At 44.8% G+C, this 22,317-nt stretch carries 23 protein-coding genes; 3 read left to right on the top strand and 20 right to left on the bottom strand.

All coding sequences use genetic code 11. From position 1 onward, the window contains the following. Positions 1-202: 202 nt before the first annotated feature. From rlmM to pomA, 7 genes are all read right to left on the bottom strand, one after another. Positions 203-1,294 (bottom strand): 23S rRNA (cytidine(2498)-2'-O)-methyltransferase RlmM, encoded by a 1,092-nt coding sequence (rlmM, locus tag AB4589_RS14330; protein WP_029223796.1) that lies wholly within the window; start codon positions 1,292-1,294, stop codon positions 203-205. Further along, the gene (locus tag AB4589_RS14325) at positions 1,291-1,689 is read right to left on the bottom strand and encodes a DUF423 domain-containing protein (protein ID WP_017069500.1); all 399 of its coding nucleotides are present in this window, start codon (positions 1,687-1,689) and stop codon (positions 1,291-1,293) included. The genes rlmM and AB4589_RS14325 overlap by 4 nt, the downstream gene beginning before the upstream one ends. Further along, positions 1,679-2,302, bottom strand: a complete 624-nt coding sequence (locus AB4589_RS14320; RefSeq protein WP_017069501.1) for an alpha/beta fold hydrolase — start codon at positions 2,300-2,302, stop codon at positions 1,679-1,681. The genes AB4589_RS14325 and AB4589_RS14320 overlap by 11 nt, the downstream gene beginning before the upstream one ends. Continuing rightward, a complete protein-coding gene (locus AB4589_RS14315; RefSeq protein ID WP_017063339.1) occupies positions 2,295-3,203 on the bottom strand; it encodes a transcriptional regulator GcvA in 909 nt (302 codons plus the stop codon). The genes AB4589_RS14320 and AB4589_RS14315 overlap by 8 nt, the downstream gene beginning before the upstream one ends. A gap of 668 nt (positions 3,204-3,871) precedes the next feature. Further along, positions 3,872-5,320 carry a tRNA uracil 4-sulfurtransferase ThiI gene (gene thiI / locus AB4589_RS14310; RefSeq protein ID WP_009847462.1) on the bottom strand — a complete coding sequence of 483 codons (1,449 nt, stop codon included), beginning with the start codon at positions 5,318-5,320 and terminating at the stop codon, positions 3,872-3,874. 326 nt (positions 5,321-5,646) lie between these two features. Next, positions 5,647-6,594: a flagellar motor protein MotB gene (locus AB4589_RS14305; protein WP_009847463.1), complete on the bottom strand. Its 948-nt coding sequence runs from the start codon at positions 6,592-6,594 to the stop codon at positions 5,647-5,649. 11 nt (positions 6,595-6,605) lie between these two features. After that, positions 6,606-7,370 (bottom strand): flagellar motor protein PomA, encoded by a 765-nt coding sequence (pomA, locus tag AB4589_RS14300; protein WP_009847464.1) that lies wholly within the window; start codon positions 7,368-7,370, stop codon positions 6,606-6,608. A 298-nt stretch (positions 7,371-7,668) separates the two neighbouring features. Between pomA and xseB the strand changes: the two genes are divergently transcribed. Genes xseB through dxs form a run of 3 tightly spaced genes read left to right on the top strand, consistent with a single transcriptional unit; the run spans position 7,669 to position 10,721 of the window. Further along, on the top strand, positions 7,669-7,911 hold the full coding sequence (gene xseB / locus AB4589_RS14295) for an exodeoxyribonuclease VII small subunit (protein ID WP_004734405.1): 243 nt from the start codon (positions 7,669-7,671) through the stop codon (positions 7,909-7,911). A 20-nt stretch (positions 7,912-7,931) separates the two neighbouring features. Continuing rightward, positions 7,932-8,816, top strand: coding sequence for a (2E,6E)-farnesyl diphosphate synthase (gene ispA, locus AB4589_RS14290; RefSeq protein WP_017103890.1), 885 nt, complete (start codon positions 7,932-7,934; stop codon positions 8,814-8,816). Between the two features lie 21 nt (positions 8,817-8,837). Further along, a complete protein-coding gene (gene dxs / locus AB4589_RS14285; protein WP_372100870.1) occupies positions 8,838-10,721 on the top strand; it encodes a 1-deoxy-D-xylulose-5-phosphate synthase in 1,884 nt (627 codons plus the stop codon). A gap of 119 nt (positions 10,722-10,840) precedes the next feature. Here the strand turns inward: dxs and pgpA are convergent, their stop codons facing one another. The 13 genes from pgpA to tet(34) form a co-directional block, all read right to left on the bottom strand. Beyond that, positions 10,841-11,347, bottom strand: a complete 507-nt coding sequence (gene pgpA, locus AB4589_RS14280; RefSeq protein ID WP_009847467.1) for a phosphatidylglycerophosphatase A — start codon at positions 11,345-11,347, stop codon at positions 10,841-10,843. After that, positions 11,347-12,321 carry a thiamine-phosphate kinase gene (thiL, locus tag AB4589_RS14275; RefSeq protein ID WP_372100869.1) on the bottom strand — a complete coding sequence of 325 codons (975 nt, stop codon included), beginning with the start codon at positions 12,319-12,321 and terminating at the stop codon, positions 11,347-11,349. The genes pgpA and thiL overlap by 1 nt, the downstream gene beginning before the upstream one ends. Before the next feature lie 115 nt (positions 12,322-12,436). Continuing rightward, positions 12,437-12,904, bottom strand: a complete 468-nt coding sequence (gene nusB, locus AB4589_RS14270; protein WP_004734399.1) for a transcription antitermination factor NusB — start codon at positions 12,902-12,904, stop codon at positions 12,437-12,439. Beyond that, positions 12,904-13,374 (bottom strand): 6,7-dimethyl-8-ribityllumazine synthase, encoded by a 471-nt coding sequence (ribE, locus tag AB4589_RS14265; protein ID WP_004734398.1) that lies wholly within the window; start codon positions 13,372-13,374, stop codon positions 12,904-12,906. The genes nusB and ribE overlap by 1 nt, the downstream gene beginning before the upstream one ends. A gap of 280 nt (positions 13,375-13,654) precedes the next feature. Further along, on the bottom strand, positions 13,655-14,764 hold the full coding sequence (gene ribBA, locus AB4589_RS14260; protein WP_372100867.1) for a bifunctional 3,4-dihydroxy-2-butanone-4-phosphate synthase/GTP cyclohydrolase II: 1,110 nt from the start codon (positions 14,762-14,764) through the stop codon (positions 13,655-13,657). Between the two features lie 109 nt (positions 14,765-14,873). Beyond that, positions 14,874-15,530: a riboflavin synthase gene (locus tag AB4589_RS14255; protein WP_004734396.1), complete on the bottom strand. Its 657-nt coding sequence runs from the start codon at positions 15,528-15,530 to the stop codon at positions 14,874-14,876. A 55-nt stretch (positions 15,531-15,585) separates the two neighbouring features. Beyond that, complete coding sequence (gene ribD, locus AB4589_RS14250) at positions 15,586-16,710, bottom strand: bifunctional diaminohydroxyphosphoribosylaminopyrimidine deaminase/5-amino-6-(5-phosphoribosylamino)uracil reductase RibD (RefSeq protein WP_372100865.1); 1,125 nt, start codon at positions 16,708-16,710, stop codon at positions 15,586-15,588. A gap of 10 nt (positions 16,711-16,720) precedes the next feature. Continuing rightward, positions 16,721-17,170 (bottom strand): transcriptional regulator NrdR, encoded by a 450-nt coding sequence (gene nrdR, locus AB4589_RS14245; protein WP_004734394.1) that lies wholly within the window; start codon positions 17,168-17,170, stop codon positions 16,721-16,723. A gap of 156 nt (positions 17,171-17,326) precedes the next feature. Next, entirely contained in the window at positions 17,327-18,577 is a 1,251-nt protein-coding gene (locus AB4589_RS14240) for a glutamate-5-semialdehyde dehydrogenase (RefSeq protein WP_017060786.1), read from the bottom strand. A 66-nt stretch (positions 18,578-18,643) separates the two neighbouring features. Next, positions 18,644-19,828, bottom strand: a complete 1,185-nt coding sequence (gene proB / locus AB4589_RS14235) for a glutamate 5-kinase (RefSeq protein ID WP_197087050.1) — start codon at positions 19,826-19,828, stop codon at positions 18,644-18,646. A gap of 76 nt (positions 19,829-19,904) precedes the next feature. Further along, the gene (gene crl / locus AB4589_RS14230) at positions 19,905-20,294 is read right to left on the bottom strand and encodes a sigma factor-binding protein Crl (protein ID WP_009847473.1); all 390 of its coding nucleotides are present in this window, start codon (positions 20,292-20,294) and stop codon (positions 19,905-19,907) included. 143 nt (positions 20,295-20,437) lie between these two features. Next, positions 20,438-21,691 carry an esterase FrsA gene (frsA, locus tag AB4589_RS14225; RefSeq protein WP_009847474.1) on the bottom strand — a complete coding sequence of 418 codons (1,254 nt, stop codon included), beginning with the start codon at positions 21,689-21,691 and terminating at the stop codon, positions 20,438-20,440. 88 nt (positions 21,692-21,779) lie between these two features. Then, on the bottom strand, positions 21,780-22,244 hold the full coding sequence (gene tet(34) / locus AB4589_RS14220; protein ID WP_009847475.1) for an oxytetracycline resistance phosphoribosyltransferase domain-containing protein Tet(34): 465 nt from the start codon (positions 22,242-22,244) through the stop codon (positions 21,780-21,782). Between the last annotated feature and the right edge of the window lie 73 nt (positions 22,245-22,317).

The following is a 22,317-nucleotide window of genomic DNA, read 5'->3' as shown; positions in this document are numbered from 1 at the left end:
ACACAATAGTCGACAATTCGACGACTATCAACTAAGTTGAATTAGTCATATTTACACTTAAATATGACTAAAAATCGCAAATAGACTAACCTTTCTAAACTATCCGTAGGGAGCGATAATCAAGCTCATAAACAAACTTCAGATATAAAAAATGCCCCTTAAAGGAGCATTTTCTTTATCACTGACACACTAACGTAAAATATTAGTACGGTGAGATATTCGAAAGCGACTGAATATGAACCGTGATCTCTTCGCGATCGTGGTAAAGGTGCTTCGCCTGCATCTTGAACTTCACTTTGTTATCAATCAGGAACTGTTTTAGGTTTTCTATATCCTGCAGAACTTCATCGTAACGGCCTTTCATTGGCAATTTAAGGTTGAACAGTGCTTCTTTCGCCCAGCCTTTGATGATCCACTCCCCCATTAAATGAGCAACACGAGCCGGCTTCTCAACCATATCACAGATAATCCAAGTGACGTTCTTACGGTCAGGTTCGAATTTAAAACCATCCACCATGTGGTGCTTAATTTGACCCGTTTCCATTAGGCTGTCTGCCATCATGCCGTTATCAACACAGTGAACAAACATAGAGCGCTTAACCAATTGGTAAGTCCAACCACCTGGACACGCGCCTAAATCTACGCCCCACATACCCGGAGCCAGACGTTCGTCCCACTCATCACGAGGGATGAATACGTGGAATGCTTCTTCTAGCTTCAATGTAGAACGGCTTGGCGCATCTGATGGGAATTTCAAACGAGGAATACCCATGAAGAACTGTGAGTTGTTAGTTGGGTAAGAGTAACCAACAAAACAGTGACCCGGCGCGATGAAGCATAAATGAAGCACTGGCTTCTTAGCGTTGTCTTTCGCTGTCATCAGCCCTTTACCGCGCATTGCCTGACGCATTGGCACAGTAAACTTACGGCAGAACTTCAAAAGCTCTTTCGCTTCATTAGTGTCTGGTGTTTCAATACGGATATCGCCACAACGTGGGAAACCTTCTTTCTCAGAAAGCGCCTCAAGAATTGGAGAAATACGATCATCAGTCGGCAGATCTTTGATTTCAACCGCTACCGCGATCATTTGACGAGCAAAGATCAACGATTGGAAGTCGATCTCTTTTACCAGTTTATCGGCTTCGCCTGCTTGATAACATTCAAACAATACAAAGCCTGTATTGTTCTTTAAGCGAGGAAAACCAAACACTTCCAGTTGTGTTGCCTTGTCTTGAATTTCGCCAGCACATTCTTTTTCAAAACCAGAGCGACAATAAAGTAGTACGTGTTTCACTGAGTTACCTCTTTTATATTCAAAGCAGCGAAGGAGAAGACTCCCCAACCAATGATAAATAGTAGACCACCAAACGGTGTTATAGGGCCAAACCATTTTATTCCTGTCAGTGCTAAGCCATAAAGGCTGCCACTAAAACAAAGGATGCCGATGATAAAGCAAATTGCCGCAATGAAAAAATATTTTTGTGATTTAGCGCCAAGTTTCATCTGCAGCAGTGCACCACACGCCAATATTGCTAGTGTATGGATAAACTGGTACTGAACACCTGTCTCAAACACGCCTAGCAGATACTCTGGCAAGACAGCTTTTAACCCGTGAGCGGCGAAGGCACCTAGCATTACGGCTATTGCGCCAGAGATACCTGCAAAAGTGAGTAAATACTTACTTCTCATTAAGCACCTCTTTGATAAACGCCGATAGTTTCTCAACGGTTAACGCTATGTTCTGCTGTTCGGTGTAGCCAGAGCTCTTACGAGGCTTAAAGCTGTGATCGCCATCAGGAATAAACTCAACACGAATCGAATCCGACAGGTCGAAATCAGCAAACTCTTCTCGCTTACCAAAGGTATCACGTTCACCCTGCAGAATAAGACACGGCTTTGCTAACTCAGCCAAGTGCTCACCTTTGTATTTCTCTGGTTTGCCTGGCGGATGGAAAGGAAAGCCTAAACAGGCCATTGCAGCCACCTTATCAACTTCAGACAAATGGCTCGCCATACGTCCTCCCATCGACTTACCGCCAATCACAAGCTTATCGGCATCTACCTGTCCGATAATATCTTGGTAAGCTTCGAGCAGTTTAGGGGCTCGATCAGGTGGTCGACGCTTACCATCTTCAGCACGTTTGATCATGTAAGGGAAATTAAAACGAATCACTCGTATCCCTTTAAAGGCTAACCCTTTGGCTACCGACTGCATGAACTCATGATCCATGCCTGCGCCAGCACCATGGGCAAAGATAAAGGTGATCGGATTGTCTTCACCATCAATGATGAGGTTATTCATCAAGTAAGTCCTCTTGTTCACTTTGCGCTTTCGCTAGCATCCAATCACGGAAGGTGGCGATACGACCCATGTCGGCTTGTTTCTCATGACACACCACATAGAAGGCGTTCTTACTCACCAACACTTCATCAAAAGGGGCAATCAAACGACCCGCTTCGATTTCAGGCTGCGCCAACACGTTGTTACCTAGAGCAATGCCTTGGCCGTGAGCCGCTGCCTGCAGCACCATGGTTGAGTGACTGAAGATAGGGCCATGATTAACGTTTACCCCATCAATACCATTTTGCTTAGCAAACTGTTTCCAATCCTTTCGAGATGTATCATGCAGTAGCGTATGACATGCCAAATCACTGAGAGATTCTAAAGGTTTAGCTCCTAGCAGCACGGAAGGTGAGCAAAGAGGAATTAAGTATTCTTGGTAAAGTTTATCGGCTCTGAGCCCCGACCAATTCCCTCGGCCATAGTAAATAGCCACGTCTACATCATCGGTCAACGAGCCTTCATCCATATCAACGGCTTTGATTCTTACATCAATATCAGGTTCTTGCTGATTAAAGTCAGCGAGCCTTGGTACCAACCATTGAATAGCAAAACTCGGCGGCAAACTGATGGTCAATGCGCCCTTCTCACTTCGCTCAAGCACTTTGTCTGTCGCTTCTGCCAGTGATGTGAAAATATCTTTGATATCCAAGAAGTAGCTTTGACCTTCTTCAGTCAGCAGCAAAGAGCGGTTTCTTCGACGAAACAGCTTCAAAGATAAGAATTCTTCAAGCGCTTTGATCTGATGACTGACCGCGGCTTGAGTAACAAACAACTCTTCTGCGGCACGCGTAAAACTCAAGTGTCGAGCCGCGGCTTCAAACACTCTTAGCGAGTTTAATGGGGGTAATCGACGAGACATAGTTACTCTCTAAATAAGCATTAGTTTTTTTTATCTGAAACATTATAATTTGTCCATTGCCTAGCGGCCAGAGAAATTCTATATTTCATCCCGCAGCAGCTAGCCTGAACGGCTTGATTCTCTCTAGAATCAATTGGTTTAGCTCCTGCGATGTTGTGTTTGCAAACTCGTTCTTTTCGAGTTGGGTAGAGTTCTACCAAATGTTTTGTTGCAGTTCTATACTGAAACGAGGCATGTACTTCCTGTATTTATTTTGACCTGTCTGTCAAATTTGTTTACACCGCCTTATGGGCGGTGTTTTTTTATGTGCAAAGAAAAGTAACAATAAGTTTATCAATAGCTGTGCTAATTAATCTTTATTATTTTTCATCGCTAATCACAGAATCAGACACCCACTCAAATAAACAACTGAACACATACAAATAGCACCATTGAGTTGCACTAAAAAGTAACAGAATACTTCAAGATACTCACACTTCTTCAGTACTTATAGACCCGTTTAGAGCTCACCAGTTCTATCAATCAAAAATTTCAAAGCTGAGCATGACGATAGCACGTCCAAACGCATGCCTCTTTCTACTGTCAATCCTTCATCATAGACAATAAAAAAGCCGCTTACTTTTCAGTATGCGGCTTTGCAAAATTATTAACGGTTGGTCAACACACCACTATGGGCGGTAAACCTTAACGTTGTGGAAGCCTTGCTCTTGCAAGTAAAGCGCTTGCAGACGACTCATGACACCACGGTCACAGTACAACAAGTACTCTTTCGATTGGTCTAGGTCACCAAACTGAGTGGAAAGCTTGAAGAACGGGATGTGTTTGATTTCAACACCATCGATCTCTAGCGGGCTTTCATCTTCTTCGTCTGGGCTACGGATATCAAGAACGACAGCGTGCTCAGCAACGGCTTGAACTTGCTCCACTTCTGGTGCCTGTTCTTGGCTCTCTTTCTCGATATCACGGATATCCATAATACGAGCATTCTCGATCACTTGCTCTAGCACTTCGAAGTTAAACTTAGCTTCTTCCGCTTCTAGTTTGCCTTTCTTCGCTTTCACGGTTGGCTTCTTAGAGATAACACCACAATACTCAGGCATTACTTTAGCGAAGTCTTCAGTACCAATCTTGCGAGACAGGTCGATGATATCTTCTTTGTCCCAGTTGATCAGTGGACGAAGGATCAAAGTGTCCGTCACGTTGTCGATATGACGCAGGTTAGTTAGCGTTTGGCTAGAAACCTGACCAAGAGCTTCACCCGTTACTAGTGCTTCGATACCGAAACGCTCTGCAACCATACCACCAGCACGCATGAACATACGCTTAAGAACAACGCCCATTTGGCCGTCTTCAACGTTCTCAAGGATCTCTGCAACTACAGGTTCAAAATCAATAGAGATGAACTTCACCTTTGCAGATGAACCGTATTTATCCCATAGATAGTGAGAAACTTGCTTAACACCAATCTCGTGAGCAGGGCCACCAAGATTGAAGAAGCAGTAATGCACTTTAGAACCACGTTTGATGTGTAAGTAGCTTGAAACACCAGAATCAAAGCCACCAGAGATCAAGCTAAGCAGATCTTCTTGAGTACCAAGAGGGAAACCACCTAGGCCTTTATGACGTTCAATAACTTGGTTTAGCTTATCGTTCTCGACTTCAACTTTAACGGTAATATCTGGATTTTTCAGTTTTACTTTTGCTGATTCAACCGCTTGGTTTAGACCGCCGCCTACGTAGCGTTCTAGCTCGATAGAAGTAAAGTCATGCTTACCACGACGCTTAGCACGTACAGAGAAAGTCTTACCTTCAATAAGAGCACCGCTACGCTCAAGAACTTGCTCGTAAATATTGTGCAGGTCTTTAAATTCTGATTGCTGAACTTCAAGGGAGTGATGAATACCCGGAGTTTGCGTCAATACTTCAAGTGTTTCTTTAAAGTATTTGTCGCTCTCAGACGTCACTTCGATATGGTCACGGCGGTTGAAGACAGCCACAGACTCAGTACGACGCTGAAGAATAGTACGAATATTACGTTCTAGAATCTTTGTGAAGCGCTTACGCACCGATTCACTTTTTACAAAAATTTCCGGGTGGGGCTTAACAATAAATTTCATAGTACTTTCACGCCAATAAGGTTCACAATTTTAATAGGTTCATCACCACGTAAAAGGTCATTTCACATAGTTATTGAAGCAATAATAGATCAATATTAAATCTAAGGGCGCGAATTATACATGAGAAAATCAAACAAGGAAAAGAGTGCGTGCTTTGGTGCCATTAATAAACTCACCTTAGTGACAAACTATCGTCTCGATTTCATCCAAGCTCATTTATCCATATCTTCTCTTACTAGCTTGGTACAAACCCTTTTGTGTATCACACAAAGAAAAAGCCCAATCTACGACAGATTGAGCTTTGGGGTGCATATTCTTGGTAAATACTATTCAGTGATTACTGGGACTTCTTCACTGTAAAGCGGTTCGCCCTGCATAATACTGATTTCAACACGACGGTTTAAGCTACGTTGCCATTCAGTATCGTTCGGCTCTACTGGCTCAGTATCAGCCATACCACGCACTCTTAAGCGTTGATGAGAGAAACCACGGACCTTTTCCATCTCTTGAGCCACAGACACCGCACGCTGCGATGATAAGTCCCAATTAGAGCGATAAAGCTCAGAATCAAGACGTTGATTATCAGTATGCCCAGAGATTCGGACAATGCCTGGAACATCTTTCACTAACTCGGCAACCTGTCTAACCAAAGGTCGGAACTTAGGCTGTAGGAAAGCGGATCCTGATGGGAATGCGCCTTTTTCACGAATTCGAATCACAATCTGTTGGCCAAGGTTTTCCACCTCAATCGCGCCTTGGTCGATCTCTCGCTCCAATGCCTTCTTGATGCTTTCCATCAAGGTTTCCATCTCTTGAGACTGTTCTTGAGCTTGCTGTTGCTGCTGATCTGATTCTGAGTTTTGGTTGTTGTGCGCAGAAACCTCTGCTGATTTACCACCCGTCATCTTGCCCTGATCACGCATTGTACCGCCAGCACGCTCAGATTCCCCTTCATGAAACTCTAGAGTTTGCTGCGTAATATCAATGGTTTGCTGCATGATTACATCAATAGGCGTTGGCTCTGGACGACCAGGACGAAACTCCTGCGCAATAATGCTGGTACCTTTAGGAATGTCTTTTACTTCCAAGCGGTTTTGTACACCAAACGCGAATTTCATTGAGCCTGCGATCTGTTTAAATTTCAGTACGTCCATCTCAGAGAATGAAAGGAGCAGTACAAAGAAACACATCAACAATGACATCAAGTCAGCAAATGTTCCCATCCATTGGGGCAAACCCGGAGGGGGACATTTACATGGATTTTCTTCATCCATTTTTATTCCCCTTAAGCCATTTCACCATCAATCGTACGTTTACCTTCGTTAAGGTAACTCTTCAGGTAACCGTCAATAACTCGTGGGTTTTGACCATCTTGAATCGCGAGTACGCCATCCATCACTAAACGACGATTCAGTGTCTCTTGGTCACGACGTAGAGCAAGTTTGTCCGCGATAGGGAAGAACACCATGTTCGAAAGAATTGCACCATATAGAGTGGTTAAAAGTGCAACCGCCATCGCCGGCCCGATCGCTTTTGGATCATCCATGTTCGAAAGCATGGCAACCAAACCAACCAAGGTACCAATCATACCCATTGCGGGTGCAACATCACCAAAAGCTGTAAATACTTTAGCGCCCTGTTCGTGACGTTCTGTGGTTAACGCGATGTCTTTTTGCAGTGCTGCACGCACTACATCACCATCATGGCCATCAACCAATAGGTCGATACCCTTTTGCATGAAACTGTTGCTGATTTCCATCTCTTCAAGTGCTAAGAAACCGCCTTTACGCGCGGCATCTGCCATCTCTACGACTTTAGCAATAAGATCTTCTGGCTCATCGGCTTTAAACATAAATGCTTTACCGGCAATTTTTGCCGCACCAAAGAACTGTCCCATGGTGAATTTCATTAGAACAACAAACGTTGAACCACCAATCACGATCAAAACGGATGTCGTGTCATAGAACATCCCGAGGCTTCCACCTAGGATCATTGCCATAATTACGAAGGCAAATCCACCAATCAAACCTATTAGGGTTGCTAAATCCACTGAGCACTCCTCATGCTTTTTTACAGTTCTACGTCGACGATAATATTCTTATCGGCAAGACTATAAGATCTTTTAGTTAATTCTTCGTCTAAGTATCACACTTTTCGTTTTTGAATCACAACTATTGGCTTACTTTGGCCTTATCCAAAGCGTATAAACTCGATAAAGCCACGGTTAATCAATCAAAGTAAATTCAAGCGCCTTAAAAACGAACTTTCTAGCAAAAATTCTTGGTTACATTTGACCATCTCAGCGGCCTAGGGTAACGTTCGTTCATCTTTCCAAACGCAGATTTATTATGGCTACTAAGAAACCTGAAAATATGAGCTTTGAAGCGGCTATCGAAGAGCTTGATGGCTTGGTTGATCAACTAGAAAATGGTGATCTAGCTTTAGATGATGCGCTGAAAAAGTTCGAACGAGGTATCTCCCTCGCTCGTGCTGGTCAAAGTAAACTAAACGACGCTGAACAGCGTGTTAGCATCCTGCTGCAAAATGATGAAAATGCAGAACTGAGTGACTTTAACCCACAACCTGAATAACAAATTGTATGAGATCCCCTATGATCGAGACGTTATTGTCTTATCAAGCACGTAATAACGAGCAACTTAACCTTTGGCTTGATCGCCTGCCACACCAAAATCAGAATCTCATTAACGCGATGCGTTATGGGTTACTTTTAGGCGGCAAACGCGCACGTCCGTTTCTTGTCTACATTACAGGGGAAATGCTCGGTTGCACCGCGGAAGAACTCGACACTCCAGCTTCAGCAATCGAATGTATTCATGCCTATTCTCTGATTCACGACGACCTTCCAGCAATGGACGACGACGAATTGCGTCGTGGCCATCAGACTTGTCACATCAAATACGATGAAGCAACGGCAATTTTAACTGGCGATGCACTACAAACTCTCGCGTTTACTATACTTGCGGAAGGCACATTAAGTGCTGACGGGGAAAGCAATCGCGTTCGAATGATTCAACGCCTAGCAGAAGCGTCTGGTGCACAAGGTATGTGTATTGGACAAGCACTTGATATTGAAGCTGAAAACCGCTCTGTCACGCTAGAGGAGTTAGAAGAAGTTCACCGTAACAAGACTGGCGCTCTAATGAAGAGTGCGATTCGTTTAGGTGCTCTGTCTGCTGGCGAAAAAGCGTTTGAAGTGATGCCTCAATTAGACAAGTACGCCGATGCCATTGGATTAGCATTCCAGGTTCAGGATGATATTTTAGATATCACTAGTGATACTGAAACTTTGGGTAAGCCACAGGGTTCTGACCAAGAATTGAACAAAAGCACCTACCCTTCTTTGTTAGGTTTAGAGGGCGCTCAAGAAAAAGCGCAAACTCTGCTACAGGAAGCGCTTCAAGCTTTGGCTGCAATCCCATACAATACCCAGTTACTCGAAGAGTTCGCCCGATACGTCATCGAGCGCAAGAACTAAGACAATAAGCGCGCATTACCTATGACTCTTGATATATCCAAGTACCCAACTCTTGCTTTGGCTGATAAGCCAGAGGATTTGCGTCTACTTCCAAAAGAGACGCTTACACAGCTTTGTGATGAATTACGCACCTATCTTCTAAACTCAGTGAGCCAGTCAAGTGGCCACTTAGCATCGGGCTTAGGTACGGTAGAGCTAACCGTTGCTCTGCACTACGTGTACAACACGCCTTTTGACCAGTTGGTTTGGGATGTTGGTCACCAAGCCTACCCGCACAAGATCCTTACAGGTCGTCGTGACCGCTTATCGACTATCCGTCAAAAAGATGGACTGCATCCATTCCCATGGCGTCAAGAGAGCGAATACGACACGCTTTCTGTTGGTCACTCTTCAACATCGATCAGCGCCGGGCTTGGTATGGCGATCAGTGCGAAGAAAGAAGGCAAGAATCGTAAAGTCGTCAGTGTGATTGGTGATGGCGCGATTACTGCGGGTATGGCCTTCGAAGCGATGAACCACGCGGGCGATATTCATAATGACATGCTGGTTATCCTTAACGATAACGAGATGTCGATCTCTGAAAACGTCGGTGCTCTGAACAACCATCTAGCTCAAGTTCTTTCTGGCAGTCTTTACACGTCAATTCGTGAGGGCGGCAAGAAAGTGCTATCGGGCGTTCCGCCGATTAAAGAGCTCGTTCGTCGTACAGAAGAACATCTAAAAGGCATGGTTGTCCCTGGCACCATGTTTGAAGAGTTAGGCTTTAACTACATTGGTCCGATTGACGGTCACGATGTGAATGAGCTGATTAAAACGCTTAAAAATATGAGAGACCTAAAAGGCCCTCAGTTCCTGCATATCATGACCAAGAAAGGCAAAGGCTACGAGCCTGCAGAGAAAGATCCAATCGGTTACCACGGCGTACCGAAATTCGATCCCGCACACTCAAGTCTGCCTAAGAGCACCAGCTCTAAACCAACTTTCTCTAAGATTTTTGGCGACTTCCTGTGTGATATGGCCGCGCAAGATCCTAAGCTGATGGCAATTACGCCAGCAATGCGTGAAGGTTCTGGCATGGTACGTTTCTCGAAAGAGTACCCAGAGCAATACTTCGATGTAGCGATTGCTGAGCAGCACGCAGTGACACTAGCAACTGGTATGGCGATTGCGGGTGATAAGCCGATTGTGGCTATCTACTCGACGTTCTTACAACGTGGCTACGATCAACTGATCCACGATGTCGCTATCATGGATCTACCGGTTATGTTCGCTATTGACCGTGCAGGTCTTGTTGGCGCCGATGGTCAAACACACCAAGGTGCGTTCGACTTAAGCTTTATGCGTTGTATTCCAAACATGGTGATCATGGCACCAAGCGACGAAAACGAATGTCGCCAAATGCTTTACACTGGTCACCAGCACACAGGTCCAAGTGCCGTTCGTTATCCTCGTGGTAATGGTATGGGCACCGAGATTCAAAGTGAGTTTACTGCGCTAGAGATTGGTAAAGGTCGTATCGTTCGCGAAAGCAAAAAAGCAAAAGATGGCTCGAAAGTCGCTATCCTAAGCTTCGGTACTTTCCTTGAGAGTGCACTTCAAACCGCAGACGCTATCGATGCGACAGTGGCTGATATGCGCTTTGTGAAGCCACTCGATGAAGCTTTGATCAAACAACTTGCTGCAGACTACGATGTACTTGTTACTATCGAAGAAAACGCAATAGCAGGTGGTGCGGGCGCGGGTGTGATTGAATTCTTGATGCAAGAGAAACTACTGATGCCAGTATTGAATCTTGGCCTCCCAGACAAGTTTATTGCTCAAGGTACTCAAGGCGAACTGCATGAAGAGCTTGGCTTAGATGCTAAAGGCATAGAGAACTCTATCTCTGATTACCTTGTTAAATAGCTTTCACAAGCAAACGGTATAAGCAACAAATCAAAAAAGGTTGGCCCTAGGGTCAACCTTTTTAGTATCCGAGACTTAGCTTAATATGCTTGCAACTAAGTCTTAATCCTTTAGCTAACTTAAACTAACCAGCCCGCGAAATGTGCCACTGCGTACAAGGCAACAGCCGCCATAATACCTGCCACAATATCATCAATCATGATACCTAAGCCGCCGTGTACTCGTTTATCTAGCCAGCCAATAGGCCAAGGCTTCACCATATCGAAAAAGCGAAATAGGACAAAACCAGTGAATAACCATTTCCAGTCATCCGTAGGGATATTCAATAAAGGCACTAGACCCATGGTGATCCAAAAGCCCGCAAACTCATCCCATACGATAGAGCCATGGTCGTGTACACCCATATCATCAGATGTCACCTGGCAGATCTTGATACCGATAATACAACTAACAACCACTACTGCGACATAAGCAGGAAACGGTAACTGAACCAGCAATAGATAAAATGGAATCGACGCAAGCGTGCCCATTGTGCCTGGAATAATCGGCGATAAGCCACTGCCAAAACCCGTAGCCAATAAGTGCCAAGGATTTTTAAGAGAAATAAGAGAAAGTGGATTTGTCATCAATTAACCTTAAAGTGATCGTAACCAGTTAAGTTCCAGCTTAGTGGTTCACCATTATTGTGTAATTCAAAATATTCTACAGGTCTTATCTGGCCAATGCAGGTGACTTTTGTACCTGTGTGCGACAAAGCACTTTCCAATGAACCTTTATTCTCTTCCGGCACGGTAAAGCAGAGTTCGTACTCTTCACCACTGGTCAACGCATACTGCTGTGCAGAAGCGGTATCAGAAGAGAATTGAAGTAATTCAGCAGAGATTGGTAACGCACTCACATCAATGCTTGCACCGACCTGAGAACGCTTAAGGATGTGTTTTAAATCGGCAATAACGCCATCAGAGATATCAATAGCCGATGAAGCTAGGTTCACGAGCGCCTGCCCCGCCAATACTCGTGGAGAGCTGATGTAGTGCCTCTCTTCTAGCTCAAGTGCATAAGGCTTAGCTTTGTTCTGTTCTGGGTCTAATATCACCTCTAGCCCAGCTTTGCTGTCACCTAAGTTACCCGTTACGTAAATCCAGTCCCCCACTTTCGCGCCATCTCTGCGTAGTGCTCGGCCTTCTGGCACAAAGCCCTGTACAGTCAGCGTTAAACTCAGCGGCCCTTTGGTCGTGTCACCACCAATAAGTTGAATACCAAAATAGTCTGCAAGTTTGAAGAAGGAATCACAGAAGGGAGCAAGCCATTCTTCATCGATTTCTGGCATGGTTAACGCAAATGAAACCCAGGCAGGCGTCGCACCCATCGCCGCAAGGTCGCTAATGTTCGAAGCCAACGCCTTGTGTGCTACCCATGCCGGATTCGCCTCTGTTAAGAAGTGAGTGCCCGCAACTAAAGTATCCGTACTAATCGCTATCTGAACATTACTTGGCGCTTTGACCAAAGCACAGTCATCGCCAGCAGCCAGATGTACGTCTTTACGTTGTGGTTGTCGATTTACGAAATATTTTTCAATCAGGTTAAATTCGCCAGACATCACATGCCCTATCTTTAGTCTTCATACAAATCACCGTAATTATTGGTATTACGATAATTTAGTTACAAAAAAGGCCAGCATGAAAGCTGACCTTTAGATTCAATATACGAACGTCTTATTTCTTACGAACGTGCGGTGCAGCTTTATCAAGCACACCGTTAACAAACTTATGGCTGTCTTCTGCTGCGAATACTTTCGCAAGCTCGATAGCTTCGTTGATAACCACTTTGTATGGTACATCTTCGCGACGAGTCATCTCGTACATAGCTAAACGTAGAAGCGCTAGTTCCATCAAATCCAGATCTTGCATAGGGCGAGATACGAATGGACGAAGCTTGCTATCAAGTTCCATGTGGCTAAGAGCAACACCAGTTAGTAGGTCGCGGAAGTATGCAACGTCTGTTTCTGGCATAGCTAGAGCAGGTTCTGCGGCATGATGCTCTTCTTCATCATACTTACCACCAGATAAGAACTGTTCTTCAACGGTAGCAATATTTTCTTTAGTAATTTGCCAAGAATAAATTGCTTGTAGAGCAAATTGACGTGCGTTACGACGTGCGGCTGGTTTCACACTGGCCCCCATTAGGAATCGATTTCAGAAAGAACGTTGATCATCTCAAGTGCGCTAAGTGCGGCTTCTGCACCCTTATTACCAGCCTTGGTTCCTGCGCGTTCAATAGCTTGATCGATCGTATCAACAGTAAGAACACCAAACGCTACTGGAAGAGAAAATTCCAGAGACACTTGTGCCAAACCTTTATTACATTCACTACAAACATAGTCAAAGTGAGGTGTACCGCCACGGATTACTGTACCAAGAGATACAATCGCATCGAACTTACCTGTTTTTGCAACGCGTTGCGCTACAAGTGGAAGTTCTACTGCACCAGGGCAACGAACAACAGTGATGTTGTCTTCGCTTACTTGTCCATGACGCTTTAAAGTATCGATTGCACCAGAAAGTAAACTTTCGTTAATAAAACTGTTGAAACGAGCAATAACGATAGCAATTTTTGCATTTGGCGCTGGGAAGCCACCCTCGATCACTTTCATAAGCCTTCCTTTAACTATTTTCATCAAGTGAGAATCGCCGGATTCTAGCACAAAACTGTGAGCAATATCTAATGCTAATTTAGAAGAACAGACACCGGAGATGTAAAGATGATAACGCAGCGCTGCTGCCAACCATATTGGAGCAGCAAGTAGCCAAACTTGTGTATTCGACACGTTTTGAATCGGGCTTGGCTACTTTGCTCTTTTATCGAAATTAACCTCTAAAAGAGCCACTGAAATCATCGGTAAATTATGTCGCTATAAACGGACAGACGTCATCTTACTCGCAAACGTATTCAACAACGTTAAGGCCAAAACCACCCAATGCGTGGTAACGCTTAGTGCTTGAAGACAACAAACGCATATCATGAACACCTAGGTCTTGTAGAATCTGAGAACCCACACCAACACGACGAGAAGTACCCTGCTTCTTAGCCATGGTTGGCTGCTCGTTCTTATCTTGCGCTTCGAATGTCTTCACTTTGTGAATCAAAGAATCAGAAGACTCTTCGTTGCCCAGAATAACCAGCACACCGCCTTCATCGCCAATGCGCTTCATCGCTTTATCTAGCGACCAGCTGCGCTCGGTACCACGGTCTGAATGAAGCAGATCGGTAAACGTGTCATGCAGGTGAACACGCACCAAAGGAGCACCTTCGGTTAAGCTGCCTTTTTGCATTGCATAGTGGATCTGGTTATCAATCGTGTCACGGTAAGTCACAAGCTCGAAATCACCAAACTCTGTTGGCAAATGACATTGTGCAACGCGCTCAATCGTTGTTTCTGTGTTGTTACGGTATTCGATCAAGTCAGCAATGGTGCCTAGCTTGATGTCATGCTTTTCTGCGAACACTTCAAGATCAGGGCGACGTGCCATGGTGCCATCGTCATTTAGGATCTCAACGATAACAGACGCTGGCTCACAGCCTGCTAACCGAGCTAAGTCACAACCTGCTTCACTATGGCCTGCGCGCGTTAGAACACCACCTTCTTGAGCAGTCAGAGGGAATATATGGCCAGGTTGAACTAAGTCAGCCGCTTTTGCGTCTTTTGCCACAGCAGCTTGAACGGTAACAGCGCGGTCTGATGCAGAAATACCAGTTGTTACGCCCTCTGCCGCTTCAATCGAAACCGTAAAGTTAGTAGTGTATTGAGCGTTGTTGTCTTGGACCATAGGCGCTAAACCCATGCGGTTTGAACGCTCTTTGGTCAGTGTTAAACAGATTAAGCCACGGCCATACATCGCCATGAAGTTAATCGCTTCTGGCGTAACATGTTCAGCTGCCATGATCAGATCGCCTTCATTTTCGCGATCTTCATCATCCATCAGGATAACCATTTTCCCTAGGCGAATGTCTTCAATAATTTCTTGAGGAGTACTAATTGGCATTGTTCTATATCCTTTGAAATGGTTCTGCTTCCTAGAACCGACACTATTTAAACCTGATGATATTGCTGCGCTTTTACAAAGTACTCTTTAGCAAGCTTTGTACAAACGGTTAAGCAAAACCATTCTGCTGTAAGAATTCCATTGTTAATCGAGATTCAGGCTCAGACTCTTGCTGCTGGCCTTGCAGTAAACGCTCCATATAGCGCGCTAATACATCGACTTCTAGATTCACTTTGCGACCAACATTGAATTGATCTATGGTCGTTTCTGAAGAGGTATGAGGAACGATAGTCAGCTTAAAGGCATTCTTGCGTAAATCATTCACCGTCAAGCTAATACCATCAACGGTGACTGAACCTTTTTGAGCTACGTACTTTGAGATCTCTGCTGGCATTTCAACCCAGAACTCAATCGCACGACCGACTTGGTTACGCTCAACAATCTCACCCACGCCATCAACGTGACCCGATACGATATGACCACCGAAACGCGTGGTCGGTAACATTGCTTTTTCTAGGTTTACCTTGTCGCCAGCTTGGTAATCGACAAAACCCGTTTTTTTCAGGGTCTCAAGCGAAAGGTCTGCACTGTAGCTGTGATCGTTATACTCAACAACCGTCAAACAAACACCATTGGTCGCGATACTGTCGCCTAACTTAACGTCAGCCATATCAAGATTACCAACATTAACCGTTACGGTGATGTCTTCTCCGCGGGGAGTGATTGCACTCAATGTACCTACGGCTTCTACAATTCCTGTAAACATTTTAAAACTCTTTTTGTTGTCAACGACATGTATTTGGTTAGCAGAACTATTTCCACTATGGTTTCGTTATTATTTGTTTCGCGATAATAGGTTTCGCGACGATGCGAATATCCACACCAACCTGTCGAACATCTTTAATTTCTAGGTCAATCACATCAGACATTGAAGTGAGTCCTAATGCGCCCATCAAACCTCGTCCGTCACTGCCCATTAGTTTAGGTGCTAAATAAAGGATTAGCTCATCCACTAGCTGCGCTTCAATCAAGCTTTTTGCCAAGGTAGCGCCCGCTTCGACCCAAATATGATCAATATGGTTCGCTGGCAATTGACGCATTAGATCGTGTAAATCGAGCTGACCTGCATCTGTGGTTTCGACTTCAATATCAGCAGAGGTTTCAGCGACTCTCAATACCGATGTTGGAGTTTGGAATAACTTGAGCTCAGGATACAGTTGATTTTGGCGATCAAGAATTACGCGAATTGGCTGACGCAACTCGTCTTCAACGTAATTTGTTTTGGTACTGCTTGGCAACTCTGCCCAACGAACATTCAGCGACGCGTTGTCTTCAATCACCGTTTGGCTGGTTGATAGCACCGCGCCTGATTTTGCTCGAAAGTTCTGAACATCACGAAGCGCTTCTGGCGATGTGATCCATTGGCTTTGACCATTTTCCAATGCCGTTTGTCCATCAAGGCTAGCGGCCATCTTTAACTGAACAAATGGCATGCCCGTTTGCATACGCTTAATAAATGCAGGATTTAAATCGAGAGCATCTTGCTCTAACAAGCCGATTTCAACCTCAATACCTGCGTCGCGTAGCATCTTGATACCACGGCCTGCGACTTTAGGGTTTGGGTCCTGCATGGCACAAATCACTTTTGAAACTTGAGCCTTAATCAAACCTTCAGCACAAGGCGGCGTTCTACCGTAATGAGAACAAGGTTCAAGTGTGACATAAGCGATCGCACCTTTTGCCTTATCACCCGCCATTCTCATAGCGTGTACTTCGGCATGAGCTTCGCCAGCTTTGGCATGGAAACCTTCGCCAACGATCTGGCCATCGGTTTGCACGATGACACAACCCACATTAGGGTTTGGCGCAGTAGTGTAAATGCCGCGTTTGGCTAACTTAATAGCACGCGACATCATTTGAAAATCTAGGGGAGTAAAATTAGACATGATTGAGGGGTTAGTCCTCTAATTTAGCGATTTCTTCGCCAAACTCTCGGATGTCTTCAAAGCTGCGGTAAACAGAGGCAAAACGAATGTACGCCACTTTGTCCAATTCTTTCAATTGGCCCATCACAAGGTTACCAATCATCTCGCTTGGTACTTCACGCTCACCAGTCGCACGGAGTTGTGACTTAATCGTGCTGATCGCAAGTTCAATCGCATCAGCACTCACTGGGCGTTTTTCTAGGGCGCGCTGCACACCACCGACCATTTTATCTTCATTAAATGGTTCGCGGTTTCCATTCGACTTTATGACTTTAGGCATCACAAGTTCTGCCGATTCGAAAGTCGTAAAACGTTCACTACATGCAAGGCATTGACGGCGACGACGAACCTGATGGCCATCGGCTACCAGTCTTGAATCGATTACTTTAGTGTCGTTCTCTGAACAAAAAGGACAATGCATATCACCTCCAAATAATTGAATATCAGTGTAACGGAATTGCCAAACGTTAGGAAAGAAAAAGGGCCAATTAAGGCCCTTTTGTGTGGTAATTCATTGATTATTGCTACTCGATCGCCATTTCAAAAATGAGCTGAGGAGTAAAATTAACGACCAGCGTTAACCGCGAACTAAATAGTTCGCTTTACCTACCCACTTGTAGCTTGTCAGCTCTTCTAAACCCATTGGGCCGCGAGCATGCAGCTTTTGAGTAGACACAGCAACTTCTGCACCCAAACCAAACTGTGCGCCATCAGTAAAACGTGTTGATGCATTCACATAGACTGCAGCTGAACCGACTGAATTAATAAAGCGTTCTGAGCTCTCTAGACTGTTAGTCATGATCGCATCTGAATGACTCGCGTTGTGTACACGCATGTGGTCAATCGCTTCTGCCACATCCGCTACCACTTTCACGCCGAGCGTGTAGCTTAGCCATTCAGTGTCAAAGTCGCCTTCAACCGCATCACGTTGGTCTTCAAAACCCGCTAGCAGCGATTTTGCACTGGTATCAGCAACTAAGGTTACCTTGCCGGCTAAACGCTGTTTCAGCTTAGTTAGGAAAGCTTCAGCAACCGCTTCATGCACTAGCAGTGTATCTAACGAGTTACACGCCGATGGACGTTGAACTTTCGAGTTTTCAACCACATCGACAGATTTCTCAAGATCAGCGCTTTCATCAACGAAGATATGGCTGATACCAAAGCCGCCGATGATTACTGGGATGGTGCTGTTCTCTTTACACATCTTGTGCAGACCAGCGCCGCCACGAGGAATGATCATATCCACGTAGTCGTCCAGTTTAAGCAGTTGAGAAACGAGTTCACGATCAGGCTTCTCGATGTACTGAACAGAAGCGGCTGGAAGCTCCGCTTTCTCTAATGCAGACTGGATAACCTTAACCAGTTCCATGTTCGAGAAGAACGTCTCTTTACCACCACGTAGAATGCTTGCGTTACCTGTCTTCAGACACAGAGCTGCAATATCGATGGTTACGTTCGGACGCGCTTCATAGATAACACCCACCACACCAAGTGGCACGCGGCGGCGAGACAGTGACATACCGTTTTCTAGTACTTTGCTGTCAATTTCGCTGCCAACTGGGTCATTCAGGCTAATCACGTTACGAACATCGTTAGCGATACCGGTTAAGCGCTCTTCGTTAAGAAGTAGACGATCAAGCAGTGCGTCAGTTAAACCCGCTTCGCGACCTAATTCGATGTCTTTCGCGTTCGCTTCTAAAATCGTTGTTGCGTTTGCTTCTAGCTCATCAGCGATAATCGCCAATGCTTTATTCTTTTGCGCCGTAGATGCGGTCGCTAGGTGGAAAGCAGCGTCTTTTGCTGCGATACCCATGTTAGTTAAATCCACGTTTAACTCTCCCTAAATTCTGTCTGTCTTTGGATGCAAAAAGGTGATTCGCCTTCTCATCACGAGCTATTCTTGGATTACAACAAGGTCGTCACGGTGAATGACTTCTGACCCGTAATCGTAGCCAAGGATGTCGCCAATATCTTTACTGTGCTTGCCTGCAATTTTTGCTAGGTCTTGGCTTGAATAACTGGCGATACCACGCGCAATTACTTTGCCTTTACTGTCTGTGACTTGGGTAACTTCACCACGAGAAAATTCGCCTTTAACTCGAATAACTCCTTTCGCCAACAAGCTGCTGCCTTTAGTGTTGACTGCGTTTACTGCGCCGTCGTCGACCACAATGTCACCAGCTGAAGCAGGGCCCGCTAGAATCCAGCGTTTACGGTTTTCAAGCGCTTCCGCTAAAGGTAAGAAACGTGTGCCTTGTGGGTTGTCACTCAGTGAGTCAAACACCACATTTTCAGCACTGCCCGCAGCAATAATTACTTCGATGCCAGCGCGGCGAGCAATATCAGCCGCCTGCAGTTTTGTCGCCATGCCGCCAGTACCTAACGTAGTACCACTGCCGCCTGCGATCTTGCGCAGTGTGTCATCAATAGTTTTCACTTCTTTGATGAGCTCAGCATTTGGGTCTTTACGAGGGTCAGCCGTAAACAGGCCTTTTTGGTCCGTTAATAGCAAAAGCTTATCAGCACCACACAAAATACCCACTAAGGCCGACAAGTTATCATTGTCGCCCACTTTAATTTCGTTGGTGGCTACTGCGTCGTTTTCGTTTACTACCGGAATAATGTCGTGCTCAACAAGCGCATTGATCGTGTCACGTGCATTAAGAAAACGCTCGCGATCATCGAGATCAGCACGAGTCAGTAGCATCTGGCCAATTTTAAGGCCATAGATAGCAAACAAAGACTCCCAAACTTGAATCAACTGACTTTGCCCAACTGCCGCAAGCAATTGTTTGCTTGCCATCGAGTTGGGAAGTGCGGGGTAACCAAGGTGCTCACGTCCGGCTGCAATTGCGCCAGACGAAACCATAACCACAGAGTGGCCTTGTTTTTTTAATTCAGCACATTGACGAACCAGCTCAACCATATGAGCGCGGTCTAATGCCAATGTTCCACCAGTTAAGACACTGGTACCCAGTTTAACAACGACAGTTTTACGCTGTGTTGTTGTCCCGCTTTGATGATTTGTTGTCATGAAGTCTTTTATGGATAAAACAAATAAGAGGTGATGTTTTAGCAATCAAAAGGGGAATTCACAAGCAGAAAAGGTGCGAAATCGCACCTTTTTGCTTTATATAGAAGAGTAACCTTTAAAATCAGACGAATTCGACAGACTCTTCGTCTAACTGAACGCCGATTTCAAATTTCTTTTGAAGTTCATCAACCAGCTTTTGGTGAAAGGCTTCTTGAGTTCGAGAGACCTCAGCGATCGCCTTTTTAGGTAATGGCAAAGGATCCCAGTTACCATCGATGTTGTATTTACCCGTGTTGTACTTCGCCGAAAATCCTTCTTCCGACTTATCCAACTCCAACCACCAACCCCAAAACTCACGTTCTTCTGGCGATTTTTTATCGTTCACACACACAGACAAGCAATCAAAAATATAGTGGCCTTCTTCTGATTGCGGCTCCCTTAAGTAAGGGCCTATAGCCTTTAAAACATTTAACAAGCGATAATGCGTAGGTTGTTGTGTCACTTCTGACATATTGAATCTCCATTTCAATGTTAAGAATGACGTTACTCAGAATGTTATACGTAGAAACTACGCAATTGGATTTTATAAATTATTTCTGAGTATCAGGTACTTACTTTGTACACTTTTCATGCTTAACTAATTTAGGAGAAATGTCATCTAAATAATTCATCCTCAAGCCACTTTATCGCCAATTCGAGGGATTGCTCATAACCTTGTGTAATTGATTTAGCTTTGATTTTCTTCGCTTTACCGTAATCACTGTAAATAGCAACAAGTTGGTTATCCATTGGAGGTGATACTGGGTCGCCCTCTAACGCTAATGCCAAGATAGGCACACTGGTTTTACTGTTTGACAGCAAACCTTGTACCTTGAGTGACCACGCCATCAATTGCCCAGAAAGACTATTGATATCAACGGCCCCTTTACCAAGACGTGAAGCCAAAACATCTAAATGCATTTTAGGCATCTGTTTCAGTTTGTCGGCATGAACAAAGATATCGTGAATTGGCGCGCCTAAAGAGATACACGCTTTAAGCTTATGCTGCTCAAGGAAAGATAATCTCACCATCGCATTGCCACCAAAGCGGAAGCCAAACAAGCCAACCTTGTGGTGATCGACCCACGGGATATTAGGCAGTTCATTCAAGACAGCTTGGTGAAGACAAGATGAGTCTTCTGTTAACGGCCAATGTGCACTGTGCCCTATCGATGGCATGTCTACCGTTAGCATTGCAATGTTCTTTGGTGCTAAGTAATCCCTAAACAAACGCCACATATCGGTTTGCAAGCTATCTAGACCAGCGCTGACAATCACAACCGGTTGTGGTTTGTCTGTTTTGGTTAGATGCAAGTTCGCTTTGATCTTCTTGTTTTGGTATGGAATATCAATCTGTTTGACGATCAACTTCGTATGCTTAATTGCTTCAGAATAAGCTGCGTTGGCCAACACTTGAGCCTGAGCCGCCAAATTGTCGTTCTTGAGATGTGGGTAGCCAGCAATGCTGAAGCACAACGATGCTGAAAACAGCTCTTCAGCCATTTCTTCACCCTTCTTCTCGTTCGAGCGATTTTGATGCTGCATACCCAGTTTGGTCCATTCGTATGCCCAGTTACCACTTCGGTAACCCATGACCGTATCAAGCCACTCATCGGTTGTACGAGAGTTATCTGATGACGCGATGCGAGCCAATACCGCTTCTTGCTCAATGGGGTTAACGCCTTGCCATACCCACTGAAGACGTCTTAGGTTTCGGTACCATGATGAGTTTTGCTGTTCACGCTTCTCATCCAATAGCGCTTCAGAGCTTGGCATGTATTGTGTCAGCATTGAGGTCTCTTTAGCCTGCTTGTGCTTTACAAACAAGGTTTCCGAAAGGTTCGAGCTCGTTTCTTCTGATTCAGACATTGGGATACTTAATAAGAAATGGTTGTTACTAATCATATAAAAAAAATGACCCTATAAAGGGTCATTTCTCAAAAAACTAAGTTTACGCTTATTTTGACTTGCGATTTACCGGCTCAACGTAGCTTAGGCTAGTATCCCAAGGTTGCTCAATCCATGTGTCTTGAGCGATATCAACGATGTACTCATCTAGCAAGTCAGCACCAGATGGCTTTGCACACACAGCGATCAGTTTCGCTTTCGGGTACATTTCACGAAGCTTGCGTGCAGTGTCACCACTATCAACAAGATCTTCAACGATTAGGAAGCCTTCGCCGTCACCTTCAGGTGCTTTAACGACTGTCATATCACGTTGGTGATCGTGGTCGTAGCTAGAAATACAAATCGTATCTACGTGACGAATACCTAGCTCACGAGCCAAGATTGCACCAGGAACCAAACCACCACGGCTCACTGCCCAGATGCCTTTCCACTGCTCTGCTGGCATTTGCTTTTCAGCAAGTTGACGACAGTAAGTCTGCATGTTGTCCCAAGTGATAACGAATTTGTTGCTCATAGTATAAAACCTAATAATTTTGTCATGTTATTAGAGGCTACTTCAAACATAGCCTCTTCAGCGATTAAGCAGA

This window comes from Vibrio sp. 10N.222.49.A3 (assembly GCF_041475145.1).
Lineage (GTDB): Bacteria > Pseudomonadota > Gammaproteobacteria > Enterobacterales > Vibrionaceae > Vibrio > Vibrio tasmaniensis_A.
The sequence above is the reverse complement of the archived record's forward strand: the minus strand, read 5'-3'. Positions and strand labels throughout refer to the sequence as shown.

Bases quoted from the DNA above. Each gene is read 5' to 3' on its own strand.
- AB4589_RS14325 (WP_017069500.1), bottom strand. From the start codon at position 1,689: ATGAGAAGTAAGTATTTACTCACTTTTGCAGGTATCTCTGGCGCAATA.
- AB4589_RS14320 (WP_017069501.1), bottom strand. From the start codon at position 2,302: ATGAATAACCTCATCATTGATGGTGAAGACAATCCGATCACCTTTATC.
- AB4589_RS14315 (WP_017063339.1), bottom strand. From the start codon at position 3,203: ATGTCTCGTCGATTACCCCCATTAAACTCGCTAAGAGTGTTTGAAGCC.
- thiI (WP_009847462.1), bottom strand. From the start codon at position 5,320: ATGAAATTTATTGTTAAGCCCCACCCGGAAATTTTTGTAAAAAGTGAA.
- AB4589_RS14305 (WP_009847463.1), bottom strand. From the start codon at position 6,594: ATGGATGAAGAAAATCCATGTAAATGTCCCCCTCCGGGTTTGCCCCAA.
- xseB (WP_004734405.1), top strand. From the start codon at position 7,669: ATGGCTACTAAGAAACCTGAAAATATGAGCTTTGAAGCGGCTATCGAA.
- ispA (WP_017103890.1), top strand. From the start codon at position 7,932: ATGATCGAGACGTTATTGTCTTATCAAGCACGTAATAACGAGCAACTT.
- dxs (WP_372100870.1), top strand. From the start codon at position 8,838: ATGACTCTTGATATATCCAAGTACCCAACTCTTGCTTTGGCTGATAAG.
- pgpA (WP_009847467.1), bottom strand. From the start codon at position 11,347: ATGACAAATCCACTTTCTCTTATTTCTCTTAAAAATCCTTGGCACTTA.
- thiL (WP_372100869.1), bottom strand. From the start codon at position 12,321: ATGTCTGGCGAATTTAACCTGATTGAAAAATATTTCGTAAATCGACAA.
- nusB (WP_004734399.1), bottom strand. From the start codon at position 12,904: ATGGGGGCCAGTGTGAAACCAGCCGCACGTCGTAACGCACGTCAATTT.
- ribE (WP_004734398.1), bottom strand. From the start codon at position 13,374: ATGAAAGTGATCGAGGGTGGCTTCCCAGCGCCAAATGCAAAAATTGCT.
- ribBA (WP_372100867.1), bottom strand. From the start codon at position 14,764: ATGCCAATTAGTACTCCTCAAGAAATTATTGAAGACATTCGCCTAGGG.
- AB4589_RS14255 (WP_004734396.1), bottom strand. From the start codon at position 15,530: ATGTTTACAGGAATTGTAGAAGCCGTAGGTACATTGAGTGCAATCACT.
- ribD (WP_372100865.1), bottom strand. From the start codon at position 16,710: ATGTCTAATTTTACTCCCCTAGATTTTCAAATGATGTCGCGTGCTATT.
- nrdR (WP_004734394.1), bottom strand. From the start codon at position 17,170: ATGCATTGTCCTTTTTGTTCAGAGAACGACACTAAAGTAATCGATTCA.
- crl (WP_009847473.1), bottom strand. From the start codon at position 20,294: ATGTCAGAAGTGACACAACAACCTACGCATTATCGCTTGTTAAATGTT.
- frsA (WP_009847474.1), bottom strand. From the start codon at position 21,691: ATGTCTGAATCAGAAGAAACGAGCTCGAACCTTTCGGAAACCTTGTTT.